Source organism: Marivita sp. S2033, from assembly GCF_046592965.1.
GTDB lineage: Bacteria > Pseudomonadota > Alphaproteobacteria > Rhodobacterales > Rhodobacteraceae > Marivita.
The window spans coordinates 333,691-348,358 of the sequence record NZ_JBISBV010000003.1; the positions used below are offsets into that span (position 1 = coordinate 333,691).

Sequence of the window (14,668 nt, forward strand, 5' to 3'; positions counted from 1 at the left end):
ACGGGGGCCAAAGCCCCCTTACCTGCCCCACTGTTGCGCATCGAAAATCGTGTTGGCATCACGTCATCAAATGGCGCGCATCACGTCCTTGCACAGTCCGTAAAGGTCGGAGAACCGCCGGAACGCGCGGTCATGCGGGATGTGCTCGACCGGCTTTGACCTGATCCCTTCGGTGTAGAGCACAAACGGAACATGTGCAGCCAGTGCGGTCGCCGCATCCACGTCGCTATCACCGACATAGACGCCATGCGTGGCCCCCAACCTCTCGAACGCCAACCGCAAGGGCGCCGGATCGGGTTTGCGCAAGGAAAGCGTATCGCCGGCAATCACCACGTCAAAATGCCGTCGCAGATCAACCGCGTCCAGAACAGCGTCCAGCGGACCACCCGGCTTGTTGGTGCAAATACCCAGCACAAGCCCGTCGGCCCGCAACTGCGCAAGCGTTTCCAGAACGCCGGGAAAGACACGGGTCAAGCCGGTGCAGAGCTTGTAATGGGCGATGAACTGCGCCAACAGCGCGTCATAGCTCAACGGGTCCAACGCAGTGGCGCTGATCAACCGATCAAGAAACACCCGCTCGCCCATACCCACAAATCCGCCGATCTGGCGTTCCGGCAACGGAGCCAACCCATGATCGGCAAGCAGCGCATTGGCCGCCGCCGCGATGTCCGGCAGGCTGTCGATCAGCGTGCCGTCCAGATCGAACACGATCGCCCGCGTCATGCCAGACGGCTGATGATCACCGACACTTCGGGCTTCTTGCCGATCTCGTTCAGCGTTGTCTGCCGTGCCACCCGACGCAAGCCTTCCTCCAGCTTGTCGTCATTGGTCACCACCTTCGCACCCGCGCGACCGATAAATTGCGACAGATCCTCTTCCAGCGCATCCACCAGCGGCGCGTTGCTGCGCCCCATTTCGGGCAACCCCATCGTGTCGCACCACGGCTCGCCCAGCATGTCGTCGTCCTCATCCAGAATGACCGTCACAATCACATGCCCGTTCATCGCCATGCGAATCCGGTCGCGCACCACGCCGTCCATCGCGCCGATCTTGACCGTTCCATCAAGATACGTCCGCCCGGTCTCGATATATTCGGCGACGCTCGGCGTGTTACCGGACAGGTCGATCATCATCCCGTTGACCGCCAGCATCCCCTTGCGGCCGTGGGTTTCGGCCAGTTTCACATGCTCGCGCAGATGCCGGTGTTCGCCGTGCATCGGGATCACGACCTGCGGCGCAACAAGTGCGTGCATGGTTTCGATGTCGGGGCGGTTGGCATGGCCCGAAACGTGGTAAAGCCCGGAGCTGTCATCGACCACATCCACGCCCTGCTCGGAGAACTGGTTCATGATGCGGATCACGCCGCGCTCGTTGCCCGGAATGGTTTTTGACGAGAACAGGAACAGATCGCCTTCTTTCATCACCATGCCGTTATACTTGCCCCGCGCCAGCTGCGCCGAAGCGGCGCGACGCTCGCCTTGCGATCCGGTCACGATGAGCATCAGGTTCTCGCGCGGCAGTTGCGCGGCCTCCTCGGGGCTGATCGTCTGCGGGAAATCCTTCAGCACACCGGTCTTGAGCGATGCCTCGATCATTCGCCGCATCGCGCGCCCCAACAGGCAGACCGAGCGTCCGGCACGCTCACCCGCTTCGGCCAACGTCTTGACCCGCGCGACGTTGGAGGCGAACGTGGTGGCAACGACCATCCCGGCCGCGTCACGCACCAGACCCTCGATTTCGGGGCCCACGGTGGCTTCGGACCGACCCGGATGCGCCGAAAAGACGTTGGTGGAATCGCAGATCAGTGCCTTGACGCCAGGTTTCGCCAGATCCGACCACATCTCGCGATCAAACGCCTCGCCCACAAGAGGCGTCTCGTCGATCTTGAAATCGCCGGTATGCACCAGCCGTCCCTTGGGGGTGTCGATGACCAGACCCGAGCTTTCGGGAATGGAATGCGAAATCGGCACGAACCCCACCTTGAACGGTCCGGCCTCGACAGTCTCGGGCCACGCAGCGACGGTCTTGACGGTCTGTGGAGATATCCCGTGATCGTCCATCTTGAGCCGCGCGATATGGGCCGTGAACTCGCGTGCGTAAACCGGCGCGCCCAGCTCGTTCCAGTAATGGCCGATTGCGCCGACATGGTCTTCATGCGCGTGGGTGATGAAGATCGCCTCGAGCCGGTCACGCCGCTCCTTGAGCCACGCCATGTCCGGCAGGATCAGATCGACGCCCGGCGTGCTGTCCATATCCGGAAAGGTGACGCCAAGGTCCACAAGGATCAAACGCTCCTTGCCGGGTTTGCCGTAGCCATAGACATAGGCGTTCATGCCAATTTCGCCGGCCCCGCCAAGCGGCAGGTAGATGATGCGTTCGCTGCTCATGTGTTATCCATTATCTTTGTTATAGGCGTGAATGACCGTCAGACCGTGCATGGTCAGGTCACTTTCGATTGTGTCAAATAGCACCTCGCCCTGTGCGAACAAGGGTGCAAGCCCGCCGGTTCCGATCACCTTCATCGGTCGGCCATATTCATCGCGAATGCGTTGGGTGATGCCCTGGATGAGGCCGATATAGCCCCAGAACACACCTGACTGGATACAGGCGACCGTATTGGTGCCGATCACCCGCTCCGGTTGGGACACATCCACATGGGGCAATGCCGCCGCCCCCTGATGCAGTGCCTCCAGCGACAGGTTCACCCCCGGTGCGATCACCCCGCCGACATAGGCTCCGTCCTCGGACACCACGTCGAAGTTGGTCGCGGTGCCGAAGTCAACCACCACGACATCGCCGCCATGCCGATCAAAGGCACCTGCCGCATTGGCCAACCTGTCCGGTCCCACGACGACACCTTCATCGACCCGTGGCGGGTTCGGCAACAGGCATTCGGGCTTGCCCACGACCAGAGGCCGCACGCCGAAAAACCGGTCTGAAAACACCCGGAGATTGAACACCACGCGCGGCACCGTGGACGAGATGATCACATCGGTGATATTCGGCTCGATCTCGTAATGTTTGATCAGGGTCGCGAACCAGGTGAAATAGGCATCGGCCGTACGCCCGTGATGGGTCGACGTGCGCAGGGTGCACAAGAACTTCGTCCCGTCCCAGATCGAAAAGGCTGTATTGGTGTTGCCGCAATCAATCGTCAAAAGCATGGCTCTGTCACCTTCAAACTGTCGCTTTCAAAAGAAAATATCCGCCGCAGCGATGGCCTCTCGTCCATGCGCGGTTTTTAGGACGATCCGCCCGTCCGCGTCCACTGTTTCGAACGTGCCAACGACCTCGCGGTTCCCCATGCGCGCCGTGACGTCCTCACCCAAGCGCCCGGCGCGCGCCAGCCACGCCTCGCGCAGCGGCGCAAATCCGTAGGTCTGGAACGTCGCCTCGCGCGCCGCATATGCCTCGGCCAGAGCGTCCAGAAACGCCTCGGGCGCAAGTCCCACACCGGTCGATGACAGTACCGACACCGGTGCCAACGCCCCTGCCTCGACCTGCGCGCCTGTCGGCGCATGGGCCAGATTGACGCCGATCCCGATCGCCAGATGGTCGCCCAGGCTTTCAAGAAGGATGCCCGCCACCTTGCCACCGTTCAAAAGCACATCATTCGGCCACTTCAACGTGATGCCATCGACCCGCCCGGTGAGCGCTGCCAGCGCATCGAACACCGCAAGCGCCGCGACGAAACTGCGCAACGCCCGCCGCTCGGCGGGGTCTCTCGTCGGCATCACCAGGGTCGCGGCGAAATTGCCCTCGGGATTGACCCAGACCCGCCCGCGCCTGCCCCGCGCTGCGGTCTGGCGTGCCGCACATATCCAGGTCGGCCCCGACAGCCTGGCCGCCTGACGCGCGGCTTCTGCCATCGTGCTGTCGACCTCTGCCAGAACCTGACGATCATATCCCGCCGGCCAGCTCAAAAAGACAATCCGCCCGCTTCATCTTGCAAAATAAACTCGCGCCGCAGGCACCGCGACCCGCAGAGCGGGACGCAAAAAACAAAGCGACGCGCCAATGGCGCGTCACAGGAGTCAAAGCTGCCGAAATCTCTATTGAACAAGGGTCGCCGCCGCGGCCGCCGCCACTCCTTCGATGCCGAACAGGTTCACCACTCCGACAACCATGATGACCGCACTGGCCATCAACATGCCCCACAGGATCGGTGACTTGCCGCCGTCCAGGGCGTCATCCCGCTCCTGTCCGAAATACATGTAATAGACGATGCGCAGGTAATAGAATGCACCGATCACCGACGCGACAACACCCGCCACCGCAAGCCACGCCAGTCCGGCGTCATAGGCGGCGCGCAAGACATAAAGCTTGCCGAAGAAGCCGACCAGAGGCGGCACGCCCGCAAGGCTGAACAGCAGGACCAGCATCGCCAGCGCCTTGCCCGGTTCACGTTTGGAATACATGTTGAGCGACGAAATCCGCGACACCGGCTGTCCGTCGCGTTCCATCGACAGGATGAAGGCGAACGTGCCCACATTCATCGTCACATAGATCGCCATGTAGATCAGCATCGCCTGCACGCCGAAGGCGGTACCGGCCGCCAGCCCCATCAGCGCAAATCCCATATGCGCAATCGAGGAAAAGCCCATCAGCCGCTTGATATCGGTCTGGCCGATACCCGCAATCGAGCCGAGGAACATCGACAACAGCGACAGGAACGCGATGACCTGTGTCCAGTCGTCAACTGCCGCGCCGAAGGCGTCATGCAACATCCGCGCAAACAGCGCCATCGCCGCCACTTTCGGAGCGGTTGCGAAGAACGCGGTGACAGGTGTGGGCGAGCCTTCGTAGACATCCGGCGTCCACATGTGGAACGGCACCGCCGAGACCTTGAACGCCAGCCCCGAGATCAGGAACACCAAGCCGAACAACAGCCCGAGCGACAGATCGCCGTGAACCGCCGTCTGGATGATTCCCGAGAACAGCGTGGTGCCGGCATAGCCGTAGACCAGCGACGCACCATAGAGGAGCAGGCCGGACGACAGCGCGCCGAGCACGAAATACTTGAGCCCCGCCTCGGTTGATTTCAGGCTGTCGCGACGCAGCGATGCGACGACATAAAGCGCCAGCGATTGCAGCTCCAGCCCCATGTAAAGCGCCATCAGGTCCCCCGCCGAGACCATCATCATCATGCCGACCACAGCCAGCGCGATCAGCACAGGGTACTCGAACCGCAAGAGCCCGCGCCGTGCCATGTAACCTTCCGACATCAACAGCACTGCGGCCGCCGAAACGAGGATCATCACCTTTGCAAAGCGCGAGAATCCGTCGTCGATGAACATGCCGTAAAACGCCAGATTGGTGCCGGATCCGTTGATCCCGATCCACACCGCCAGGGCCAGGAACAGTCCGCTGGTCGCCCAGACCAGCACCGAGGCAGCCCCGTCCTTCACGGTATAGACCGCGCCGAGCAGCGCCAGCATGGCATAAACGGCCAGGACAATCTCCGGCAGGATAACGGTCAGATCAGCCGAGAGCATATCCGCCCCCCCTTAGTGGTTAACCGCAACCTGCGTGGCCGTTTCGGCCTGCGCAAGTGCAGTCTGATAGTTGGAAACAAGCGCTTCGACCGACGGTCCGATCATATCGAGGATCGGCGCGGGATAGACGCCAAAGAGGATCGTCGCAAACGCCAGCGGCGCAAAGATCGCACGCTCGCGGCGACTCATATCGGTGATGGTCTTGAGGCTTTCCTTGATGAGATCGCCCATCACCACCCGACGATAGAGCCAGAGCGCATAGGCCGCTGACAGGATCACACCCGATGTGGCCACCAGCGCGACCCACGTATTGACCTGGAAGACGCCGACCAGCGTCAGGAATTCACCGATGAACCCCGACGTGCCCGGCAGACCCACGTTCGCCATGGTAAACAGCATGAAGATCAGCGCATAGGCCGGCATCCGGTTCACGAGACCACCATAGGCGTCGATGTCGCGCGTGTGCATCCGGTCATAGATCACGCCGACGCACAGGAACAGCGCGCCAGATATAAAGCCGTGGCTGATCATCTGGAAGATCGCACCGTCCACGCCTTGCTGGTTCGCGGCGAAAATGCCCATCGTGACATAGCCCATGTGGGCTACCGAGGAATAGGCGATCAGTTTCTTCATGTCATCCTGCACCAGCGCCACCAGCGAAGTGTAGACAACGGCGATCGCGCTCATCCACAGGATCAGCGGCGTCAGAACCTCGGATCCGACCGGGAACATCGGTAGCGAAAAGCGCAGGAAGCCATAACCGCCCATCTTGAGCAGGATCGCCGCCAGAACCACCGAGCCAGCGGTCGGCGCCTGAACGTGCGCGTCCGGAAGCCATGTATGCACCGGCCACATCGGCATCTTGACCGCAAAGCTGGCAAAGAACGCCAGGAACAGCAGCGTCTGCAATCCTCCGACGATTTGAATGCCAAGGATGCTGAATGTCTCGGACCCGAACTGATGCACCATCAATTGCTCGATATCCGTGGTGCCCGCATTGGAGAACATCGCCACCATCGCGACCAGCATCAGCACCGATCCAAGGAAGGTATAGAGGAAGAACTTGAACGAGGCGTAAACGCGGTTCGCTCCGCCCCAAACGCCGATGATCAGGAACATCGGGATCAGACCCGCCTCGAAGAACAGGTAGAACAGCACCAGATCCAGCGCCATGAACACGCCCAGCATCAGCGTTTCCAGCAGCAGGAAGGCGATCATGTATTCCTTGACGCGCGTGTCCACGTTCCACGACGCCGCGATCACCAGCGGCATCATGAATGTGGTCAGCATCACGAACAGCACCGAGATGCCATCGACGCCCATCTTGTATTGCAGTCCCAGCAGCCAGTCGGTCTGCTCGACCATCTGGAAGCCGGTGTTTTGCGGATCGAACTGGAACAGGATGAATAGCGAAATCAGGAATGTCGCGCTTGTCGCGATCAGCGACAGCCACTTGGCATTGCGATTGGCTGCGTCGTCGTTGCCGCGCAGGAAGACCAGCAGGATCACCGCAGCCAGCGCCGGCAGGAACGTCACAATGGAAAGAAGGTTATCCATCAGTTTGCTCCTCCGCTGAGCGTCATCCACGTGATGAGCGCGGCAATGCCGATCACCATGAAGAAGGCGTAGGTAAAGATGTAGCCGGACTGCGCACGCCCCGCCGCCCGCGTCAGACGCGGGATCAGGCCCATCGCGACGCCGTTGATCGTCCCGTCAATCACATTGCCATCGCCGCGCCGCCAGAGCAGTCGCCCGACGCCCTTGGCGGGTTGAACGAAGATGAAATTGTAGACCTCGTCGAAATACCACCTGTTCAGCAGGAACTGGTAAAGCGGACGCTGGTTTTCGGCCAGCTTCTTCGGCAGCGACGGATTCACGATGTAGAACAGGTAGGACAGGCCAAAGCCGATCAGCATCGCGATGAATGGGCTGACCTTGACCCAGACGGGCGCGTGGTGTGCGTCGTCCATGACGTGATTGTTCACGCCCATGTAGATCGCACCGTCGCCGGGCGCATAGGCATGGGCAACAGCGTCTGCCTCGCCATGATCCTCGCCGACAGGCTCGGTCACGGCATCGACCGCAGCGTCCACGTCGCCCTCGGCCAATGCGCCAACTGCCGCACCGACGCCTTCGGAATGATCCGCTTCGGCCACTATGCCATTGGCACCGATGCCGAAATAGGCGTTGACGCGGTCATGATCGCCAAAGAAAGACCCGTACCAGATCATCCCCGCCAGAACCGATCCGACCGCGAGAACGCCAAGCGGGATCAGCATGACCATCGGGCTTTCATGCGCGTGCTCATGCGTGTGCTTGTCGCCGCGCGGCTTGCCGAAGAAGGTCAGGAACATCAGCCGCCAAGAATAGAAGCTCGTCATCAGTGCCGCGATCACCAGCATCCAGAAGGCATAGCCGCCCTGGCTTCCGGCCCATGCACTCTCGATCACCGCGTCCTTCGACAGGAAGCCGGCAAAGCCGATATGCGTGAGCGGAATGCCGACGCCGGTAATCGCCAGCGTGCCGATCATCATCGCCCAGAACGTATAGGGGATTTTCTTGCGCAGACCGCCATAGTTGCGCATGTCCTGCTCGTGATGCATCGCGTGGATCACAGAGCCTGCGCCAAGGAACAGCATCGCCTTGAAGAACGCGTGCGTGAAGAGGTGGAACATCGCCACCGAATAGACGCCCACACCGGCAGCGACGAACATGTAGCCCAGCTGCGAACAGGTCGAATAGGCGATCACGCGCTTGATGTCGTTCTGCACCAGACCCACGGTCGCGGCAAAGAAGGCCGTTGTGGCGCCGATGAAGACGACGAACATCTTGGCCTCGGGCGCGAATTCCATGATCGGCGACATGCGGCAGACAAGGAACACGCCCGCCGTCACCATGGTTGCCGCGTGGATGAGGGCCGATACGGGGGTCGGGCCTTCCATCGCGTCCGGCAACCATGTGTGCAGGAACAATTGCGCCGATTTGCCCATCGCACCGACGAACAGCAGGAAGGCAATCAGGTTGGCCGCGTTCCATTCGGACCACAGGAACGTCAGTTGCGTTTCCGCCAGCGTCGGGGCGGCAGCGAAGATGTCGTCAAAGCGCACCGAGTCGACCAGGAAGAACAGCGCGAAGATGCCCAGCAGGAAACCGAAGTCGCCCACGCGGTTGACGATGAACGCTTTCATCGCCGCAGCGTTGGCGCTTGGCTTGCGGTAATAGAAGCCGATCAGCAGATAGGACGCAACGCCCACGCCTTCCCAGCCAAAGAACATCTGGATCAGGTTATCGGCCGTCACCAGCATCAGCATGGTGAAGGTAAAGAACGACAGATAGGCAAAGAAACGCGGCTTGTAGGTTTCGCCCTCTTTGAACTGCGGATCGTTGTCCATGTAGCCAAAGCTGTAAAGATGCACGAGCGCCGAGACGGTGGTCACGACGATCAGCATGATTGCCGTCAGCCGGTCCAGCCGAATGGCCCACTCGGTGCTCAGCGTGCCGGATTCGATCCAGCGCAGGATGTTGTAGGTTTCGGTCACGCCGTCATGCGTCAGGAAGACGATCCACGACAGGGCGCAGGCAAAGAAGAGCAGCCCCGTGGACACCCACATGGCGGCTGTCTCGCCGATGAACTTCCAACCAAATCCGCACAGCAGCGCGCCGACCAGCGGGGAAAACAGGATAAGCGTTTCCATGTCGTCAGCCCTTCATCACGTTGACATCTTCGACCGCGATGGAGCCACGGTTGCGGAAGAAGCAGACGAGGATCGCGAGGCCAATCGCGGCCTCGGCGGCGGCGACGGTCAGCACGAACATGGTGAACACCTGCCCCACCAGATCACCCAGATGGGCCGAGAACGCGACAAAGTTGATATTCACTGCGAGCAACATCAATTCGATGCTCATCAGCAAGATGATCACGTTCTTTCGGTTCAGAAACAGCCCGAAAATGCCGGTCACGAACAGCACCGCCGCCACCGTCAGGTAATGCTCAATTCCTATCATCACGTCCCCCGGGGCCTTGAGCCCTCTGGTTCTTGGTCGAACTGGCGGTTGCCAATCCCATGTTTCACTCATGCCCCCGAAGCGGCACGTTCCACTTAACTCAGAGCCCCTGCCCCGGTTTCACGTCTTTCAGCTCCATCGCCTTGGCCGGATCGCGATACATCTGCGCCAGCACGTTCTGGCGTTTCACATCCGAGCGGTGCCGCAGCGTCAGGACGATCGCCCCGATCATCGCGACAAGCAGGATCAGACCGGCAAGCTGGAACAGCAGGAAGAACTGGTCATACATGATCAGGCCCAGAGCCTCGGTGTTGTGCCGGTCGAGCGGCACCACCTGCGTGCGCAGCCCTTCGGCCGCCGCATTGCTTTCCCAAGCGCCGAAGGCCAGCGCGAACTGCATCAGGATGATCACGCCGAACAACAAGGCCAAGGGCACATAGCGCGCCATCTCGGCCTTCAATTCAGCGAAATCCACGTCGAGCATCATTACGACGAACAAAAACAGCACCGCAACCGCGCCGACATAGACGATGATCAAAAGCATCGCGACGAACTCGGCCCCGAGCAGCACAAACAGCCCTGCCGAAGACAGGAAGGCAAGAATGAGCCAGAGCACCGAATGCACCGGATTGCGGCTGATCACCGTGAACAACCCGCCCGCGATGGTGCTGAGGGCAAAGAGGTAGAAGGCAAAGACGCTCATGTCTCGTCATCCTTTTCATCGTCTTCCATGACATCGCGCGCCAGCTCCATGGCGCGGGTCATGGCCGGGATACCGGCGAACATCGACATCTGCGCGATGGTCTCGGCAATCTCGTCCTTGGTGGCACCGGCGGCCATTGCGTGGCGCACCGTCATGCGCACCTGCGTATCGGCCTGCGCGCCCTGCATCGTCAGCCCCGCCAGCGTCAGAAGGAGCCGCGTCTTGGCATCAAGCCCGTCTTTGCTCAACCCCTTGCCGAACCACATTTCCATGGCGTCCTTGGGCATGGTCGGCCACAGCTTTTCAAACCCCTTGGGATCAAAGGACGACAGCGCCGGATTGAACGCGCGCGCCATTTCCTGCGCCTGCGCCATCATCAGCTCGAACGGGGTTTTTGCATCACTCATCGGTACGGTGCATCCATTTCGAGATTGCGCGCGATCTCGGCTTCCCAGCGGTCGCCGTTGGCGAGCAGTTTTTCCTTGTTGTAATACAGCTCTTCACGCGTTTCCGTGGCGAATTCGAAATTCGGCCCCTCGACAATCGCGTCCACCGGACAAGCCTCCTGGCAGAAGCCGCAATAGATGCATTTCGTCATGTCGATGTCATAGCGCGTCGTGCGGCGCGACCCGTCATCGCGCGGCTCGGCGTCGATGGTGATCGCCTGCGCCGGGCAGATCGCCTCGCAGAGCTTGCAGGCGATGCAGCGTTCCTCGCCATTGGGATAGCGACGCAGCGCGTGTTCGCCACGGAAGCGCGGGGACAGATAGCCCTTTTCATGCGGGTAGTTGATCGTTGCCTTCGGCCCGAAGAAATACTTCAGGCCAAGCTTCATGCCGACATAAAAATCCTGCAACAGGAAGTATTTGGCAGCGCGGCCGTAGTCGATAGTCGCCATCTCTGCTCTCCTTATGTCCAGCGCGCGAAAGCGCCCCAGAACCAGTCGAATTTCGCCGCGAACGACACGAACACCACCCAGAACAGGCTCAGCGGCAGGAACACTTTCCACCCGATCCGCATAAGCTGATCATAGCGGTAACGCGGCGTGATCGCCTTGACCATCGCAAAGAGGAAGAAGAAAAACGCCATCTTCGCAATCATCCACAACACGCCGTCCGGCAAACCCGGAATGGGCGACAGCCAACCACCGAAGAACAGCAGCGAGGTCAGCGCGCACATCAGGAAGATCGCGATGTATTCTCCGGCCATGAACAACAGGAACGGCGTTGCGGAATATTCCACCTGATAGCCCGCCACCAGTTCGGATTCCGCTTCGGGAAGGTCGAACGGCGGACGGTTGGTTTCGGCAAGGCAGGAGATGAAGAACAAGAACACCATCGGGAAATGCGGCAGCCAGTACCACGAGAAGAACCCGTAGCCACCGTCTTGCGCCCGCACGATGTCACCAAAGTTCAGCGATCCGGTGGTGATGATGACGCCGATGATGATAAGACCGAGCGAGACCTCATAGGAGATCATCTGCGCCGCAGAGCGCAGGGATCCGAGGAACGGATATTTCGAGTTGGACGCCCAGCCGCCCATGATCACGCCGTAAACCTCGAGCGAGGAGACGGCGAAGATGTAAAGCACCGCGACGTTGATGTCCGACAGCACCCATGTGTCGTTGAACGGGATCACCGCCCAGGCGATCATCGCCAATACGAAACTGGTCATCGGCGCGAGGATGAACACCGTCTTGTCGGCCCCCGCCGGCACGACCACTTCCTTGACGACATATTTCAGGGCATCGGCCACAGATTGCAGGATGCCATACGGCCCCACCACGTTCGGGCCGCGCCGCATCTGGACGGCGGCCCAGATTTTGCGATCGCCGTAAACGAGGAACAGAAGGCTGATCATCACAAAGGCCAGTACCGCAAGGCACTGCGCGACGATAATAATGCCGATCCCGGCAGTCGTGGTAAAGAATTCGGCCATCACGTCCTCAAACCATCGGTATTCCGTTTTCAACGCAGGAAGCGGTCACGACTTCGGCGTCGATCGTCCGCACCCCACGCGGCAGCGCCGGCGAGATGGTGTAAACCGCATCTCCTCGCCAGAGGCCAGCCTCTTCGTCGACATTTGTGCGCAAATGCCGCGCAAACCCGTAACCCCGGATCAGGGCATATTGCGCCGCTGCACATTCGGCGTAATCCTCGACATCGCGAGGATCGCGCGCACCGCGCATCGTCACGTCGAACTTGACCAGATTGCCGTCAAGCAATGCCGTGCTCACGCCTTCATACTTCGGCGCGAATGGAATGTTGGCAGGTTGCGGCGTTTCGCAACCCGAAAGCCCACCAACCACCGCGAGCGCAACCGGAGATATGACGGCCATTCGGCGCACCCGCCCTATTCCGCCGCCAGCTTGACGTCGGCGCGGGCGCGCGCGCCTGCGGAGAGTTCAGCCATCAGCGTACTGGCGCGGGCAATCGGGTTCGTCAGATAGAAATCCTTGATGACATTGCGGAAATCGGCGTTTCCTAGCGTGTCCAGAGGCTCGGCGCGCCACTCGTTTTCCGGCACGCGGTCAATCTTGGCCAGATGCGGCACCTCGGCCACCAACGCCTGACGCAGTTGCGCCAGGGTGTCGAATGGCAGCGTCGCGCCGAGTTCGCCCGACAAGGCCCGCAGGATGGCCCAGTTTTCCTTGGCCTCACCGGGGGCAAAGCTGGCGCGGAGCGCCAGTTGCGGGCGGCCTTCGGTGTTGACGAACAGCCCCTGTTCTTCGGTATAGGCCGCGCCCGGAAGAATGATGTCGGCGCGGTGCGCGCCGCGGTCGCCGTGGCTGCCTTGGTAAATCACGAACGCACCGTCCGAGATTTCCACCTCATCGGCACCAAGGTTGTAGATCACTTCAGCGCCGTCAATCGCGGCCTCGAACCCGCCTTCGGTGGTACATCCTACATCCATCGCGCCAACCCGACCGGCCGCCGTGTGCAGAACCAGCAGTTTGGCGCCCGAAATCTCGGCCATTTTCTGCGCTGCCGCCAGAACTGCCGCGCCGTCCGCTTCGCGCAGCGCGCCTTGGCCGACCACGACAATCGTGTTCTTTTCGTCGCGTGTCTCGTCCGACACGCCCTTGTCGATCATGTCCTGCAACGCCGCACGATCCGTGCCCGCATGGTGATAATCATATGTCAGATCAACCGGTTCCCCGATCAGCGCCACTTCGGCACCAGCCGCCCACGCCTTGCGGATGCGCGCGTTCAGCACCGGAGCCTCTTCGCGCGGATTGGTGCCGATCAGCAGAACCATGTCCGCCGTATCGAGATCCTCGATCCTTGCCGTTCCGACATAGCCCGAGCGATTCCCCGCCGGCAAACGCGCGTTGTCGGTGCGGCACTCGACGTTCCCGCCCAGCCCTTCGACCAATTGCTTGAGCGCATATGCGGCTTCGACGGGCACCAGATCGCCCACCAGACCGGCAACCTTCTTGCCTGTCATCGCCTTGGCCGCAAGCGTCAGCGCCTCGTCCCAGTTGGACGGGCGCAACTTGCCGTTCTCGCGCACATAGGGTTTGTCCAACCGCTGACGACGCAGACCATCCCAGACAAAGCGCGTCTTGTCGGAAATCCACTCCTCGTTCACGCCATCATGGTTGCGCGGCAAAAAGCGCATCACTTCGCGCCCCTTGGTGTCGACACGAATGCTGGACCCCAGAGCGTCCATCACGTCGATGGATTCGGTCTTGGTCAGCTCCCAGGGACGCGCGGTAAAGGCATAGGGTTTGGACACCAGGGCGCCCACCGGGCACAGGTCGATGATGTTGCCCTGCATGTTGGATTCGAGCGTTTTGCCTAGATAGTTGGTGATCTCGCTGTCCTCACCACGGCCAATCTGGCCAAGCTCAGGAATGCCCGCCACTTCAGTGATGAAGCGCACGCAACGGGTGCAGGAAATGCAGCGCGTCATGTGGGTTTCGACAAGCGGGCCAAGATCCATATCGACCGCCGCGCGCTTGGGTTCGCGGAAGCGGGAGAAATCCACGCCATAGGCCATCGCCTGATCCTGAAGGTCGCATTCGCCGCCCTGATCGCAGATCGGGCAATCGAGCGGATGGTTGATGAGCAGGAACTCCATCACCCCTTCGCGGGCCTTCTTGACCATCGGGCTGTTGGTGCGCACCACGGGTGGTTCGCCATCCTTGCCGGGGCGCAGGTCGCGCACCTGCATGGCGCAGCTTGCGGCCGGTTTGGGCGGACCGCCGACCACTTCGACAAGACACATCCGGCAGTTGCCGGCGATGGACAGGCGTTCGTGATAACAGAATCGCGGCACTTCGATTCCGGCCACCTCACAGGCCTGAATCAGCGTCATCGCGCCTTCTACTTCAACTTCGTTCCCATCAATGATGATCTTGCGCAAGTCAGACATGCCCGAGCCCTTTGTTCTCATTTGGCTGGCGCAGTCGATGCCGTGACAATCTGGCGATCGGCTGACGTCGCCCGCCTTCTAGCGCGGC

The 14,668-nt window shown here is 60.9% G+C and carries 14 protein-coding genes; all 14 read right to left on the reverse strand.

Annotation, left to right across the window (positions count from 1 at the left end; genetic code table 11):
- Nucleotides 1-66 precede the first annotated feature (66 nt).
- The gene (gene gph / locus ACGKZZ_RS08385; RefSeq protein ID WP_411223068.1) at nt 67-723 is read right to left on the reverse strand and encodes a phosphoglycolate phosphatase; all 657 of its coding nucleotides are present in this window, start codon (nt 721-723) and stop codon (nt 67-69) included.
- On the reverse strand, nt 720-2,387 hold the full coding sequence (locus tag ACGKZZ_RS08390) for a ribonuclease J (RefSeq protein WP_411223070.1): 1,668 nt from the start codon (nt 2,385-2,387) through the stop codon (nt 720-722). Before ACGKZZ_RS08390 ends, gph begins: the two co-directional genes overlap by 4 nt.
- Before the next feature lie 3 nt (nt 2,388-2,390).
- Nucleotides 2,391-3,164: a type III pantothenate kinase gene (locus ACGKZZ_RS08395; protein ID WP_411223071.1), complete on the reverse strand. Its 774-nt coding sequence runs from the start codon at nt 3,162-3,164 to the stop codon at nt 2,391-2,393.
- 27 nt (nt 3,165-3,191) lie between these two features.
- On the reverse strand, nt 3,192-3,923 hold the full coding sequence (locus ACGKZZ_RS08400) for a biotin--[acetyl-CoA-carboxylase] ligase (RefSeq protein ID WP_411223072.1): 732 nt from the start codon (nt 3,921-3,923) through the stop codon (nt 3,192-3,194).
- Between the two features lie 129 nt (nt 3,924-4,052).
- Nucleotides 4,053-5,495, reverse strand: coding sequence for an NADH-quinone oxidoreductase subunit NuoN (gene nuoN / locus ACGKZZ_RS08405; protein WP_411223074.1), 1,443 nt, complete (start codon nt 5,493-5,495; stop codon nt 4,053-4,055).
- A gap of 12 nt (nt 5,496-5,507) precedes the next feature.
- Nucleotides 5,508-7,052: an NADH-quinone oxidoreductase subunit M gene (locus ACGKZZ_RS08410; RefSeq protein WP_411223075.1), complete on the reverse strand. Its 1,545-nt coding sequence runs from the start codon at nt 7,050-7,052 to the stop codon at nt 5,508-5,510.
- The gene (nuoL, locus tag ACGKZZ_RS08415; RefSeq protein ID WP_411223076.1) at nt 7,052-9,190 is read right to left on the reverse strand and encodes an NADH-quinone oxidoreductase subunit L; all 2,139 of its coding nucleotides are present in this window, start codon (nt 9,188-9,190) and stop codon (nt 7,052-7,054) included. Before nuoL ends, ACGKZZ_RS08410 begins: the two co-directional genes overlap by 1 nt.
- A 4-nt stretch (nt 9,191-9,194) precedes the next feature.
- Entirely contained in the window at nt 9,195-9,500 is a 306-nt protein-coding gene (gene nuoK / locus ACGKZZ_RS08420; protein ID WP_249501733.1) for an NADH-quinone oxidoreductase subunit NuoK, read from the reverse strand.
- Nucleotides 9,501-9,600: 100 nt separating this feature from the next.
- Nucleotides 9,601-10,203, reverse strand: coding sequence for an NADH-quinone oxidoreductase subunit J (locus tag ACGKZZ_RS08425; RefSeq protein WP_411223077.1), 603 nt, complete (start codon nt 10,201-10,203; stop codon nt 9,601-9,603).
- Complete coding sequence (locus tag ACGKZZ_RS08430) at nt 10,200-10,610, reverse strand: carboxymuconolactone decarboxylase family protein (protein WP_411223078.1); 411 nt, start codon at nt 10,608-10,610, stop codon at nt 10,200-10,202. Before ACGKZZ_RS08430 ends, ACGKZZ_RS08425 begins: the two co-directional genes overlap by 4 nt.
- Complete coding sequence (nuoI, locus tag ACGKZZ_RS08435) at nt 10,607-11,101, reverse strand: NADH-quinone oxidoreductase subunit NuoI (RefSeq protein WP_411223079.1); 495 nt, start codon at nt 11,099-11,101, stop codon at nt 10,607-10,609. Before nuoI ends, ACGKZZ_RS08430 begins: the two co-directional genes overlap by 4 nt.
- An 11-nt stretch (nt 11,102-11,112) precedes the next feature.
- Nucleotides 11,113-12,141: an NADH-quinone oxidoreductase subunit NuoH gene (gene nuoH / locus ACGKZZ_RS08440; protein WP_411223080.1), complete on the reverse strand. Its 1,029-nt coding sequence runs from the start codon at nt 12,139-12,141 to the stop codon at nt 11,113-11,115.
- Between the two features lie 7 nt (nt 12,142-12,148).
- Nucleotides 12,149-12,541 (reverse strand): hypothetical protein, encoded by a 393-nt coding sequence (locus tag ACGKZZ_RS08445; protein WP_411223081.1) that lies wholly within the window; start codon nt 12,539-12,541, stop codon nt 12,149-12,151.
- A gap of 14 nt (nt 12,542-12,555) precedes the next feature.
- A complete protein-coding gene (gene nuoG / locus ACGKZZ_RS08450; protein WP_411223082.1) occupies nt 12,556-14,580 on the reverse strand; it encodes an NADH-quinone oxidoreductase subunit NuoG in 2,025 nt (674 codons plus the stop codon).
- Nucleotides 14,581-14,668: the final 88 nt, after the last annotated feature.

What these genes read in the sequence shown, in the direction of transcription:
- ACGKZZ_RS08445 (WP_411223081.1), bottom strand. Translation starts at nt 12,541, where the DNA reads ATGGCCGTCATATCTCCGGTTGCGCTCGCGGTGGTTGGTGGGCTTTCG.
- nuoN (WP_411223074.1), bottom strand. Translation starts at nt 5,495, where the DNA reads ATGCTCTCGGCTGATCTGACCGTTATCCTGCCGGAGATTGTCCTGGCC.
- nuoG (WP_411223082.1), bottom strand. Translation starts at nt 14,580, where the DNA reads ATGTCTGACTTGCGCAAGATCATCATTGATGGGAACGAAGTTGAAGTA.
- nuoK (WP_249501733.1), bottom strand. Translation starts at nt 9,500, where the DNA reads ATGATAGGAATTGAGCATTACCTGACGGTGGCGGCGGTGCTGTTCGTG.
- ACGKZZ_RS08430 (WP_411223078.1), bottom strand. Translation starts at nt 10,610, where the DNA reads ATGAGTGATGCAAAAACCCCGTTCGAGCTGATGATGGCGCAGGCGCAG.
- ACGKZZ_RS08395 (WP_411223071.1), bottom strand. Translation starts at nt 3,164, where the DNA reads ATGCTTTTGACGATTGATTGCGGCAACACCAATACAGCCTTTTCGATC.
- nuoI (WP_411223079.1), bottom strand. Translation starts at nt 11,101, where the DNA reads ATGGCGACTATCGACTACGGCCGCGCTGCCAAATACTTCCTGTTGCAG.
- nuoL (WP_411223076.1), bottom strand. Translation starts at nt 9,190, where the DNA reads ATGGAAACGCTTATCCTGTTTTCCCCGCTGGTCGGCGCGCTGCTGTGC.
- nuoH (WP_411223080.1), bottom strand. Translation starts at nt 12,141, where the DNA reads ATGGCCGAATTCTTTACCACGACTGCCGGGATCGGCATTATTATCGTC.
- gph (WP_411223068.1), bottom strand. Translation starts at nt 723, where the DNA reads ATGACGCGGGCGATCGTGTTCGATCTGGACGGCACGCTGATCGACAGC.
- ACGKZZ_RS08390 (WP_411223070.1), bottom strand. Translation starts at nt 2,387, where the DNA reads ATGAGCAGCGAACGCATCATCTACCTGCCGCTTGGCGGGGCCGGCGAA.
- ACGKZZ_RS08410 (WP_411223075.1), bottom strand. Translation starts at nt 7,052, where the DNA reads ATGGATAACCTTCTTTCCATTGTGACGTTCCTGCCGGCGCTGGCTGCG.
- ACGKZZ_RS08425 (WP_411223077.1), bottom strand. Translation starts at nt 10,203, where the DNA reads ATGAGCGTCTTTGCCTTCTACCTCTTTGCCCTCAGCACCATCGCGGGC.